General features: G+C 60.3%; 10 protein-coding genes. 4 read left to right on the top strand and 6 right to left on the bottom strand.

Annotated elements, in window-relative coordinates:
* Positions 1-54: 54 nt before the first annotated feature.
* The 3 genes from E5678_RS12445 (at position 55) to E5678_RS12435 (ending at position 3,093) form a co-directional block, all read left to right on the top strand.
* On the top strand, positions 55-966 hold the full coding sequence (locus E5678_RS12445) for an ABC transporter permease (protein WP_136178819.1): 912 nt from the start codon (positions 55-57) through the stop codon (positions 964-966).
* 100 nt (positions 967-1,066) lie between these two features.
* Complete coding sequence (locus tag E5678_RS12440) at positions 1,067-2,041, top strand: ABC transporter ATP-binding protein (RefSeq protein ID WP_136178818.1); 975 nt, start codon at positions 1,067-1,069, stop codon at positions 2,039-2,041.
* A 26-nt stretch (positions 2,042-2,067) separates the two neighbouring features.
* On the top strand, positions 2,068-3,093 hold the full coding sequence (locus tag E5678_RS12435) for a dipeptide ABC transporter ATP-binding protein (protein WP_136180759.1): 1,026 nt from the start codon (positions 2,068-2,070) through the stop codon (positions 3,091-3,093).
* Positions 3,094-3,319: 226 nt separating this feature from the next.
* On the opposite strand, the gene E5678_RS12430 is transcribed toward E5678_RS12435, so the two are convergent.
* Positions 3,320-4,168, bottom strand: a complete 849-nt coding sequence (locus tag E5678_RS12430; RefSeq protein WP_136178817.1) for an SIS domain-containing protein — start codon at positions 4,166-4,168, stop codon at positions 3,320-3,322.
* A 70-nt stretch (positions 4,169-4,238) separates the two neighbouring features.
* On the opposite strand from E5678_RS12430, the gene tal reads away from it, so the two are divergent.
* Positions 4,239-5,180, top strand: coding sequence for a transaldolase (gene tal, locus E5678_RS12425; RefSeq protein ID WP_136178816.1), 942 nt, complete (start codon positions 4,239-4,241; stop codon positions 5,178-5,180).
* A 97-nt stretch (positions 5,181-5,277) separates the two neighbouring features.
* Here the strand turns inward: tal and E5678_RS12420 are convergent, their stop codons facing one another.
* The 5 genes from E5678_RS12420 to E5678_RS12400 form a co-directional block, all read right to left on the bottom strand.
* Entirely contained in the window at positions 5,278-6,603 is a 1,326-nt protein-coding gene (locus E5678_RS12420; RefSeq protein WP_136178815.1) for a C13 family peptidase, read from the bottom strand.
* A 573-nt stretch (positions 6,604-7,176) separates the two neighbouring features.
* The gene (gene groL, locus E5678_RS12415; RefSeq protein ID WP_136178814.1) at positions 7,177-8,823 is read right to left on the bottom strand and encodes a chaperonin GroEL; all 1,647 of its coding nucleotides are present in this window, start codon (positions 8,821-8,823) and stop codon (positions 7,177-7,179) included.
* A 79-nt stretch (positions 8,824-8,902) separates the two neighbouring features.
* Positions 8,903-9,196 (bottom strand): co-chaperone GroES, encoded by a 294-nt coding sequence (locus E5678_RS12410; protein ID WP_066091498.1) that lies wholly within the window; start codon positions 9,194-9,196, stop codon positions 8,903-8,905.
* Between the two features lie 242 nt (positions 9,197-9,438).
* The gene (locus E5678_RS12405; RefSeq protein ID WP_136178813.1) at positions 9,439-10,242 is read right to left on the bottom strand and encodes an SDR family oxidoreductase; all 804 of its coding nucleotides are present in this window, start codon (positions 10,240-10,242) and stop codon (positions 9,439-9,441) included.
* Positions 10,243-10,417: 175 nt separating this feature from the next.
* Positions 10,418-12,493, bottom strand: a complete 2,076-nt coding sequence (locus tag E5678_RS12400; protein ID WP_168708552.1) for a PAS domain-containing sensor histidine kinase — start codon at positions 12,491-12,493, stop codon at positions 10,418-10,420.
* Positions 12,494-12,577 lie beyond the last annotated feature (84 nt).

Here is a 12,577-nt window from a genome sequence, read left to right as displayed (position 1 = left end):
TGGGGGTTGCCTCATCGCCACCCGCCCTTGTTTTATCCCACTTAGAGTCTTCTCTTGATCTCCACTTTCAGACGTTGGGCCGACAGTGATGTGGGCCACAGTTTCTCGTCATCACCGGCCGCCATCGTGGCCGCACTGATTGCGCTGGTTTGCCTGTCGGGAGCCTTGCTGGCCCCCTGGATCGCACCGCACAACCCGTTTGACCTCGCAACCCTGGAGTTGTCCAATGCTCGGCTTCCGCCGGCCTGGAGCGAGGGCGGGCAGCGTGCGTTTTTATTGGGCACCGATGACCAGGGGCGGGACATTCTCTCGGCGGTGATGTATGGGGCCCGCATTTCGCTGGCGGTGGGCCTGGCGTCGGTGTTTCTGTCGGTGGTCGTGGGGGTGGCTTTTGGCTTGCTGTCCGGGTTCCTGGGGGGGTGGGTCGATGCCTTCCTGATGCGGCTGTGTGACGTGATGCTGTCGTTCCCCGCGATCCTGGTGGCCTTGTTGATCGCGGGCGTGGGCCGCGCAATGTTTCCGGGGGCTCAAGACTCGGTTGCCTTTGGCGTGCTCATTCTGTCGATCTCGCTCACGGGCTGGGTTCAATACGCGCGAACCGTTCGCGGGTCGACCCTGGTGGAGCGCAGCAAAGAGTATGTGCAGGCGGCTCGTGTGACGGGAGTGACGCCGCTGCGAATCATGCGCAAGCATGTGTTGCCCAACGTGTTGGGCCCTGTCATGGTTTTGGCGACGATCCAGGTGGCCACAGCCATCATCACCGAAGCAACGCTGTCTTTCCTGGGGGTCGGTGCCCCACCGACGGCGCCTTCGCTGGGCACCCTGATTCGGGTGGGCAACGACTATCTATTTTCAGGTGAGTGGTGGATCACGGTCTTTCCGGGGCTGATGCTGGTGCTGATCGCATTGAGCGTGAATCTGTTGGGCGACTGGTTGCGGGACGCGCTGAATCCGCGTTTGAGGTAGCCATGGCGGTTGTCACACAGTCGTCTCGCCGTGTGCCGGTGCCGTCGGGGGTGCACGTGGTTTTTGGGCATCCGTTCGAGCATTGGGGAGGTACTCATTCATGAGTTTGCTGGAAGTCAAAGATTTGGTGGTCGAGTTCCCCCACCGGCGTGGCAATCTGCGCGCCCTGGACGGGTTGTCGTTTTCGATTGCGCCGGGAGAGATCCTGGGCGTGGTGGGCGAGTCCGGCGCTGGCAAGTCGCTCACGGGTGCGTCCATTGTGGGATTGCTGGAACCCCCTGGGCGCATTGCGTCGGGCCAGATCCTGCTGCAAGGCCAACGCATTGACAATTTGCCACCCGCCGCCATGCGTGCCATCCGGGGGCGCAGGATTGGTGCGATTTTTCAGGACCCACTGACCTCGCTCAATCCGTTGTATTCGATTGGACGGCAGTTGGTGGAGACCATCACCACCCATCTTCCCCTGTCCAGAAGTGAGGCCCGCCAGCGTGCCATTCAATTGTTAGGCGACACCGGAATACCTGCGCCGGAGCAGCGCATGGCGCATTTTCCGCATCAGTTTTCAGGGGGCATGCGCCAACGGGTGGTGATCGCTCTGGCTCTGGCTGCGGAGCCCCAGCTCATCGTGGCCGATGAGCCCACGACTGCGCTGGATGTGTCTGTACAGGCGCAAATCATCGATCTGCTCAAGAGCATCTGCCGTGATCGTGGTGCGGCGGTGATGCTGATCACACACGACATGGGCGTGATCGCGGAGACTTGTGATCGTGTTGCCGTGATGTACGCCGGACGCATGGCCGAGATGGGCCCTGTTCATGAGGTCATCAACCACCCCGCCCATCCGTACACCCGAGGTCTGATGGCCTGCATTCCTGATATGAGCGAAGACCGTGAACACTTGCACCAGATTGATGGCGCCATGCCCAGGTTGCACGCGATTCCTCCGGGCTGCGCCTTCAACCCACGCTGTGAGCACACCCTGGATCGCTGCCATCGCCAGCGGCCCGAGCTCATGCAGGCGGGCGCAACACGCGCTGCCTGCTGGTTGCATGCCGAACCGGAGGTCTCCGCATGAGGGAGCCAGATGCCGTGAACGATTCGATGCAAAGCTTTTCACATCAGGCCGCTGTGGTGCAGGAACCGCTGGTGCGTGCCCACGATCTGGCCAAGTCGTTTGACGTCTCAACCCCTTGGTTGAACCGCGTGCTGGAACGGCGGCCACGGCAGTGGCTGCATGCGGTCGATGGCGTTTCCTTTGATATTGAGCGCGGGCAGACGCTGGCGTTGGTCGGTGAATCCGGTTGCGGCAAGAGCACGGTCGCTCGCTTGTTGGTGGGTTTGTACAACCCGACGCGTGGAGGCCTGACGTTTGATGGGCAGGATGCGCATGCGGCATTCAAGACACCGGCCGGGCGCGAGTTGCGCAGCCGCATCCAGATGATTTTTCAGGATCCTTTTGCGAGTCTGAATCCACGCTGGACTGTCGAAGACATCGTCGCAGAGCCCTTGCTCGAACACGGCATAGAGACAGAAGCGCAGGCCCTTCACCAGCGGGTGGAAACCCTGTTGAGTTCGGTGGGCTTGTCACCGCAGGACCGCAAGAAATTTCCACACCAATTCTCCGGCGGGCAGCGCCAGCGCATTTCCATCGCACGCGCACTGGCCACGGAGCCCGAGTTTTTGGTGTGTGACGAGCCGACCTCGGCGCTCGATGTGAGTGTGCAGGCGCAGGTGCTGAACCTTATGAAGGACTTGCAGCGCGAGCGTGGGCTCACCTACCTGTTCATCAGCCACAACCTGGCGGTGGTGCGGCATGTGAGCGACCACGTGGGGGTGATGTACCTTGGGCGCTTGGTGGAAGTCGCGCCCAAACACGCACTCTTTGATCACCCGCGCCACCCTTACACCCGCATGTTGCTGGACGCAATTCCCAAGATGCACGACACCGGGAGGGCACGTTTACCCGTCTCCGGCGAGGTGCCCAACCCGCTGGACCCCCCAACAGGCTGCGCCTTCAATCCCCGGTGCCCCCATGCCAACGACCGTTGCCGCAACGAGCGGCCCGTGTTGCAAAGCATCGAAGGGGTTCGCGTGGCGTGTCACGCCGTGGAGGAAGGGCGCATTTGATAGTAGGCATATGGGCTATGGCACGGACAACGCGTACGCCCCTCCCCGAATGTCCGCTGGCGCGCTGTGCGGACTTCCCCTCTAGTTTGGGTGCGTCCGGTGCCCGAGCGCGTGTCTGGTTCAGGGATGCCGGGGAACCGGCTCAGCCGGGCCACAGGCGCCGTCCCATTGGGGGGAAGACGCCAAGCGGCGCAGGGGATGCGTTGCCTGTGCGCAGCGCGCACGGTTACGCATATCGCTTGCTCCGCAAGTTGTTTTTCATCTCTTTGAGCAGAGGCTGCAGCTTGGTACCACCAATGCGCAACGCCAGGCAAGTGGCCACGACGTCGATCACCATCAAATGCATGAGCCGCGACGTCATCGGGCTGTAACGGTCGTAGCCTTCGGGGTGGTCAGCGGAGAGGTGGATGTGGCCGGCCGTAGCCAGGGGCGATCCGCTGGCGGTGATGACGATCACGGTGGCGCCATGTTTGCGCGCAATGTCGGCAGCGTCCATCAGATCGCGGGTGCGCCCTGAGTTGGATACGATGACCAGGCAGTCTCCCGGACCCAGCAAGGAGGCGCTCATCACCTGCATGTGGCCGTCGCTGTACGCGATGGCATTGATACCCAGGCGGAAGAATTTGTGTTGCGCATCCTGGGCCACGATGCCCGAATTGCCGGCCCCGTAAAACTCGATGCGCCCACGGTTTTGATACGTCTTCATCAGCGCATCAACCGCCTTTTCGATCGCATGGCTCGATGCGTCGTTGCGGTACTTCAGAAAAGCGGCCACGGTGTTGTCGATCACCTTGACCAGCACATCGCCCACTTTGTCGTCAGCGTCCACACTGCGGTGGATGAAAGGCACGCCTTCGCTCACCGTACCGGCCAGTTTGAGTTTGAAATCGGACAGGCCGTCGTAGCCCATGCTGCGACAAAACCGCACCACGGTGGGCTTGCTGACGTGGGAGCGCTCAGCCAGCTCTGACACCGGCAAATTGGCGAAGCTGCGGGGATCCAGCAGGACCAATTTGCCCACACGCTGTTCGGCGGGGGCCAGCGAGGGCAGGGAGGCTTTGATACGGTCTAACATGCGAAAGATGGTAACTCAGTTACAGTAGGCAGTGATATCGAAGTAACCCTGATAGAGGACAATCGAAGCCATGAACCAGTTAGACGCACTCAAACAACTCACCACGGTGGTGGCCGATACCGGCGATTTCAATCAACTTGCGGCCTATGCGCCGCAGGATGCAACGACCAATCCGTCGCTGATCTTGAAAGCCGTGCAAAAGCCGGAATACGCGCCCTTGTTGCAGGAGGCCGTGGCCAAATACGGCGCCGAGGGTAAGGACGAGATCATGAACCGTTTGCTGGTGCGTTTCGGTTGTGAAATCTTGAAGCACATACCGGGCCGTGTTTCCACCGAAGTGGACGCGCGTTTGAGCTTTGACGCCGAAGCCACGGTGATCCGCGCCCGTCGCATCATCGAGCTGTACCAGGGCGAGGGCGTACATGTTGACCGCGTTTTGATCAAGATGGCCTCTACCTGGGAGGGCATTCAGGCAGCAGCCCAATTGGAGCGCGATGGCATCCACACCAATTTGACTTTGCTGTTTTCGTTCGCCCAGGCCGTGGCCTGTGGTCAGGCCAAGGTGCAGTTGATCTCGCCGTTTGTGGGGCGCATTTACGACTGGTACAAGAAAACCGCAGGTGCCTCATGGGACGAGGCCGCCATGGCCGAAGCCAACGACCCGGGCGTGCAGTCGGTGCGTTCGATCTACAACTTCTACAAGAAGCACGGTATCGCCACCGAAGTGATGGGCGCGAGTTTCCGCAATGTGGGCCAGATCACGGCGCTCGCCGGCTGTGATCTCCTGACCATCAGCCCTGACCTGCTGGGCAAGCTGGCTGGCACCGAGGCACCTTTGCCACCGGCGCTGGATGCGACCGCGGCCAAAGCCATGGACATTCCGGTTGTCACCCACGACGAAGCCAGTTTCCGGTTCGCCATGAACGAAGATGCCATGGCTACCGAAAAGCTGGCAGAAGGCATTAGGGCTTTCGTGGCGGACACCATCAAGCTCGAAGGCATGATGGGCTGACCCTGGTTTGTTGCGGGATGAGGATCAAACGGCACCCGATGGGTGCCGTTTTTCTTTGAGATGTGTCGTGCGAAGACCGGCAGGTACCTCGAGCCCCTCAATTCGAAGGGTTGACCACCCTTGCACCCACCGTTTTCTGCGCTCCTGCAGGTGCCTTGTCCAGCGCCCCCTGCACCTGGGTGGCCCAGTGGGCTCGAAAGGCCGCGCCCACAGCGATTTGTGGGTTGGAGAAGCCGTCGTCCTTGCCCGCGTCGGTTTCACGCTGCCGAATGCGCGGAACGGCGTCGGAAAAGGCTTGTTCAAATGAGCGTGTGCTGCGCAAGGCTTCATCGAACATGGCGCGGCCAAAGAACGTGAGCTCAGACAAAGCCCCGCAGCCGTAAGAGGTGTGGTCTTTGTCGGCAGCGGTCATCACCAAGGTGTGCGCTTCCTTCAAGGGATCGATCCAGCCACCCGAATAACAAGCCGATACGCCCACCACACGGTAAAGAATGCCGGCCTTGTCGAGCATTTTCCGAACCGCCTCCGCGGTGAGTTCGGGCACGCTCAATGGCCAGTGACTGGAAGCCAGGCGGTGGTCTTTTCCCCCGTGTGAGGTGAGGTACATCACCAGCACATCGCGGTCCCGATTCATCTTGTCCGCGAGGGCAGTCACCGCCCGCTCAAGGTTGGCGGGCGTTGCCCAAGGCTGGGTCTTCGTGGCTTGAGGGTGGTTGACCAGTGTGAGGGTTCGGCCCTCGGTGCCAAAGCGCGAGGCCAATACGCCACCCACCATCTTGCTCTCGCGCAAGAACACATCTTGTTCATAGGGTGCATAGATCAGTGCGTAGACTTGGGGGGTGTCTCCATCCGAAGGCAAAACAGCATCGGTCTGGGATTGGAACAGGGCTTGCTGGCCCTCAAACACCGCCTGGCTGAGCTCCAGGATGGGCTTGTTGGGGTTGGATGCGTGTTGGGCTTCCCAGGCCGAGCTGCGCAACCAAAAAGAACTCAGAATGCCGATGGCCACAGCAGAGATCACCAATGCGGCCTTCAGCCCTTGGTGTTTCATGAGCGCTTGAGCGATCCGCCAGTTGGTCAGCGCCGACCAAGAGACCAGTGCGCCGTAGACCATCCAGCGACCCTCTTCGCTGTTCAACGCCGCAGGGTAGTGGCCGGACATGGCCCACAGGGTGATTGCCCCGCCCACCAGTTGCATGGGAATGACCGCGACCCAAGAAAGGGTCAGCCATGCTGCCACCGGAGTGGGGTGTTGCTTGTGTGAGGCCCCCAGGGCAAACCACCAACCCAGTGCCAGCAGCCAGATGCCGACACCGGCCCAGTCGTACAACCAGCCCCACAAAGAAAACACGGCCTCGCCGGGGTACGCCAGTCGGCTGGTCCCCAGATCGATGGCGCAATACAGCGCGAAAGCGCACAGCATCCACGCTGGGGGCACTCGAAGAGGCAGCTCGCCCAAGCGCAAACAGAAGCCAGCACGAAGGCCTTGCTGCGCCCAGTTGCGCCACCTATTGGGCGTGTTCCTGCTTTTTCCCTGAGCCCGGACGAGGGCAAGGCAACTTCCTTTAATGGGTCGTCCGCTGCTTGATCGGTGTCGAATTCCATGGAGTTTGAGTTTGGTGCATTTGGTTGAGGTGGTGCAAAAAGGGATACGGCCTTGTGCAGCGAGATCTTAGAGTGTTCCCCACCAAGCAAGGCCGATATTGATCAGGCGGCCGTTGTCAAAAAATGCGATAGAAGGGTTGCTGAGACTGTGTTGATGGCGAGCTGCGAAAAGGCGCGCGTTCAAACCATGAGCGATGTTGACCAAATGTCGAACGCCCAAAGAAAAAGCCCCGCGAGCTTACTCGCGGGGCTTTTTCTTTGGTTTCGGTCGGAACACCTGAAGGCATTCCGCCGCAGCATGAGGCGCCAAGCCAAGGTGCAAGGGAGCAGACAGTGGCACCGCCACGGCAAACCCCTGCAACGCCGGCATGGCGTCTCAGGCAAGGCGCAATTACATGCCCATGCCGCCCATGCCGCCCATGCCGCCCATATCACCGCCGCCCATGGAAGGCGAGTCGTCTTTTGGAGACTCGGCCACCATGCACTCGGTCGTCAGCATCAGGCTGGACACCGAAGCGGCGTTTTGCAGCGCGGTACGGGTCACTTTCGTTGGGTCCAGGATACCCATTTCGATCATGTCGCCGTAGGTGTCGTTGGAGGCGTTGAAGCCGTGGTTGCCTTTGCCAGCCAGGATGGCGTTGACCACCACCGATGGCTCGCCACCGGCGTTGGCCACGATTTCGCGCAGAGGCGCTTCGATGGCCTTCAACACCAGCTTGATACCGGCGTCTTGGTCAGCGTTGTCGCCTTTGATGACGCCAGCCGTCTGGCGAGCGCGCAGCAAGGCCACGCCACCACCAGCAACAATGCCTTCTTCCACAGCAGCGCGGGTAGCGTGCAGGGCGTCTTCAACGCGGGCTTTCTTTTCCTTCATCTCGACTTCGGTGGCAGCGCCAACCTTGATCACGGCAACACCGCCGGCCAGCTTGGCCACGCGCTCTTGCAGCTTCTCACGGTCGTAGTCGCTGGTGGCTTCTTCGATCTGAACACGAACCTGCTTCACGCGGGCTTCGATGTCAGCAGCGGCGCCAGCACCGTCGATGATGATGGTGTTTTCTTTGCCCACTTCGATGGTCTTGGCAGAGCCGAGGTCGGCCAGGGTCACTTTTTCCAGGGTCAGGCCCACTTCTTCAGCGATCACTTTGCCGCCGGTCAGGATGGCGATGTCTTCCAGCATGGCTTTGCGGCGGTCGCCGAAGCCAGGAGCCTTCACAGCCACAACCTTCAAGATGCCACGGATGGTGTTGACCACCAACGTTGCCAGGGCTTCGCCATCGACATCTTCAGCAATGATCAACAGAGGGCGGCCAGCTTTGGCGACCTGCTCCAGTACGGGCAGCAGATCACGGATGTTGGAAACCTTTTTGTCGTACAACAGCACGAAGGGGTTTTCCAAGATGGCGGATTGCTTCTCGGGGTTGTTGATGAAGTATGGGCTGAGGTAGCCGCGGTCGAACTGCATGCCTTCGACGACGTCGAGTTCGGATTCCAGCGACTTGCCGTCTTCGACGGTGATCACGCCTTCCTTGCCGACCTTGTCCATGGCATCGGCAATGATTTTGCCGATGGTTTCGTCAGAGTTGGCCGAGATGGAGCCGACTTGAGCGATTTCCTTGGAGGTGGTGGTGGCCTTGGAAGCCTTCTTCAGCTCTTCGACCAGCACGGTGACAGCCTTGTCGATGCCGCGCTTCAGGTCCATCGGGTTCATGCCGGCGGCCACGTACTTCATGCCCTCGCGCACGATGGCCTGGGCCAGGACGGTGGCGGTGGTGGTGCCGTCGCCAGCGATGTCAGAAGTCTTGGAAGCGACTTCCTTGACCATCTGGGCGCCCATGTTCTGGAGCTTGTCCTTGAGTTCGATTTCCTTGGCCACGGACACACCGTCCTTGGTCACGGTAGGAGCGCCGAACGAGCGCTCGAGCACCACGTTGCGACCTTTGGGGCCCAGGGTCACTTTGACCGCATTGGCCAAAATGTTCACGCCTTCAACCATGCGTGCGCGGGCTTCGCCGCCGAAAACTACGTCTTTTGCTGCCATGTGTATTTCTCCAGATATTTAAAAAATTACCAAACAAGGCAGTTGGGCGCTTTGCGCTCCAACTCGCCAGTTCAGCAAATTACTTGCCTTCAACGACTGCGAACAGGTCGTCTTCTTTCATGACCAACAGCTCATCACCGGCCACTTTGACCGTTTGGCCGCTGTACTTGCCGAACAAAACGCGGTCACCGACCTTGACGTTCATGGGCAACAAGTCGCCTTTGTCGTTTTTCTTGCCTGGGCCCACGGCCAGGACTTCGCCCTGGTCTGGTTTTTCAGCGGCTGCGTCAGGGATAAAGATGCCAGAGGCGGTCTTGGTTTCGCTGTCAATACGCTTGACGATCACGCGGTCGGCGAGAGGACGAAGGTTCATGGGATCTCCTGAGATAGAACAGTAAAAAAAACAAGGTCAAACAACAGGGCGCCGCATCCAAAGAAGTTTGCGTCGCCGTCTGCAGATCGAAGTGGTGAAGGGTGTTAGCACTCATCACCAACGAGTGCTAATGATAAGGGCGACCCAAGGGGTTTTCAAGAGCCATGGGTGCAATTCATGGCATTTTGGGTGTTCTGGCGCGGCCGGATCAGGGCCAAACTGGCCAAAAATGTCTGCATCGCTCAGAAGTGGGACAGGAAGCCCCCATCGATCGTGAGCGTCTGCCCGGTGATGTAGGTGGCTGCGCCGCTGGCCAGAAAGACGGCGGCGCCGGCCACTTCGTGCGGTTGGCCCCAGCGCCCCAACGAGGTGCGTTTGTCCAGCCAGGACTGGATTTGAGGATCGGACACCATGTTGGCATTCGCTTCGGTGCTGAAGAAGCCGGGCGCTATGGCGTTGACACGGATGCCATCTGGACCCAACTCGGCAGCGAGCGCGCGGGTCATGGCGTCGAGCGCGCCCTTGCTGGTGGTGTAGGCAGCGTCTCCGGCTCGTGCGATGGGGCCGGCGATGGATGTGATGTTGATGATGCAGCCACTTCCTTGCGCCCGCATGGGCCGAGCCGCTTCCCGGCACAGGTGCCAGGCGGCAATCAGGTTGGTTTCCAGCAGCTCGCGCAATGCGGCCGAGGGCAGTTGCTCAAGCGGCTCCCGGCGCCGTTGCCCTGCGTTGTTGATCAGGATGTCCAGGCGACCGCTTTGTTTGAGCAGGGTTTCCAAAGCTGCGCTGCTGAGCCCGGGGTCGGTGAGGTCCACCGGCAGAGGGTGCACAGAGCCCCCGTGGACCCGGCAGTGTTCCTGGATGCATTCTGCGGCGGCCTGCAGGGCGTCGAGATCCCGTCCACCCAGCCATACTTGTGCGCCATGGTTGGCCAGCGCACGCGCCATTTCGAACCCCAGTCCTCGCGAGGCACCCGTGACCAGAGCCACCTGGTTCTTCAAGGAAAAAAGAGGATGAGGTGGGGCAGGGCGGTCGGTCGAATTCATGGGCTTTGGGCCCGTCCGGACCCCATGCAGGCGCAGCTGACGCGCGGTCTTACCCTCTAAAAAAGGGGTCCGGCGCTTGACTCTAACGCAACAGCGAAATGGGCATGCAAATCGCCTCGCTCTGGCCTTCTATCTGGACCGTTTTGTGATCGCCGTGTTCATGCGCCGAAGGGATTTACAGCGAAAGCTCTGCCATGGACGAAAGCGGGAAGTCCAGCTCGGGTTCCAGCCCTTCAAAAGGCAAGGTGAAAAAGAAGGTGCAGCCTTCTCCAGGCGAGGTCTCGGCCCAGATGCGTCCGCTGTGGCGCTCAATGATGCGCTGGGACAGCGCGAGTCCGGTGCCAGTGCCCTCGAAGTCCATGGAGTGGTGTTGACGCTGGAACATGACAAACAGGTTGTGCGCTTTTTCCAGATCAAATCCGACACCGTTGTCATGCACGAAGAAGGTCCGCCCGCCCACCGGATTGACTTTCCAGCCCACCTCGATGCGAGCCTGTTCGCGGGTTCGGGTGTATTTGACTGAGTTGCTGAGCAGGTTGCCCCAAGCCTGTGCCAGCAGCATGGCGTCGCCCCGTACCACAGGCAGGTCTTCTTCGATGACCCATTCGATGGCACGGTCGGGATTTTCCACCTTCAAGTGTGCGATGACGCCATCCAGCAAGGGGGCCAGCGGCACGGGCTGGGTTTCGATGCTGACCCGGCCCAGGCGTGCGTATTCCAGCAAGCCCTCGATCATGTGGCTCATGCGCTTGCTGGCTTTGGCGGTGGAACTCAGGTACTGCAGGGTGAGCCGGTCGGAAGTCTCCCCGAGTTGCTCCTGGAGCAGGCTCACAAAGCTGGAAATGTGGCGCAAAGGCGCGCGGAGGTCGTGAGACACCATGTGCGAAAACACGTCCAGATCTTTGTTGGCGGCAACCAGCTGCTGCGTGCGCTCGGCCACCCGCTTTTCCAGCTCTTTGTTGAGGTCGTTCATGACGTCCTCCAGGCTCTTCGCCGCCGTCATGTCGCGTGTGATGGCCGACAGGCCTTGCAACTCACCGGTTTCATTGCGCAAGGCCGTCAACACCGTGTGTGCCCAAAAGCGCGAGCCATCGTCGCGCAGGCGCCAACCGCGTGTTTCCCATTGACCGTGGGTCTTGGCCAGGCGAAGCACTTGGGCGGGATCGACCTCGTCTTCCCCGGCGTTGCCCGTGGCCAACAGGTTTTGGTAGGGGCGCCCCAGCATCTGCAGGCGGGTGTGGCCATGCAGGCGCTGTGCGCTTTCGGTCCATTCGGTCACCGCACCACCTTCGTCTACAAAGTAGATGCAGTGGTCCTGGATGGCGTCCACCATCAGCCGGTACCGCTGCTCACTCTGAAAGAGCTCGGCGCTGCGTTCACGAACCCGTTCTTCCAGATCGCGGTTGGCCTCCAGAACAAACTCTTCGGTGCGGCGGTGTTCGGTGACGTCTCGCACTTCGATGAAGATGCCCTCGACCGAGTCGCCTTGAAAGTCCGGGATGTAGCGGATTTCAAATGCGCTGCAACTCCCGTCCTTGTTCTCACGCTGGGTCTCAAACACTTGGAGCTTCCCACTTAGTGTCTCTGCCACGTGGGGCAAGATCTCGGGCATCAGTTCCGGCAATACAACGTCGCTCAGATGCGTGCCAATGAGTTCGCCGGAACGCCTTCCGTATCGCTCAGCGTGTGCGGCATTCGAGAATCGGCAAATCAAATCCTTGTCGTAATAGGCTAGGCGTGTTGTCAGGTGGTCGGTGAAGCTCTGAAGCAGCCCGTCATCTCTCTGCGTTTCTTTCGGGCGGTCTGGCTGCTCCGTGAGAGGTACAACGGATGCGTTGCAGCGCAAAAGCTTTCCGTTGGAATCTCGGACCGCTGTCGACCACAGCAAGGCGGGCCATCGATAGCCATCGCTGTGAAGCAAATCGATCTCTATCGACGCCAGGTCTTCCGATCCGAGCAAATCCCTCAACGACGGCTGCATCCCGCCGTGCGAGATCAGGCTCGTTAAGGCGTCCACGTCCATGGTGCTCATGAGTGTTTCACGGTCGTAGCCCAACCAGTCGAGCAGCGTCTGGTTGATGTCGATCAGCTTGAGGTCTGCATCCATGGTCAGATGCCCGCAAGGTGCGTGGTCAAAGCGTTGTTGGGCCAGTTTTAGCTGGGATTGCAGGTCTTGGGTGCGCATGGCCACCAGGCGGTCGAGTTCCTGGCTTGTGGCCGGGCTGGCTTCTGGGCAGGCGTTGTGTTCCATGATCGGTCGGACTCCAGGTCGTTGCAGGCAGATTGGGAAGGTCTGTGCATTTCTTATCGGACGCCTGGGCCAAAAATTCAGGAT

The organism is Hydrogenophaga sp. PAMC20947 (genome assembly GCF_004795855.1).
GTDB lineage: Bacteria > Pseudomonadota > Gammaproteobacteria > Burkholderiales > Burkholderiaceae_C > Hydrogenophaga.
This window is presented reverse-complemented; position numbering and strand designations above follow the sequence as displayed.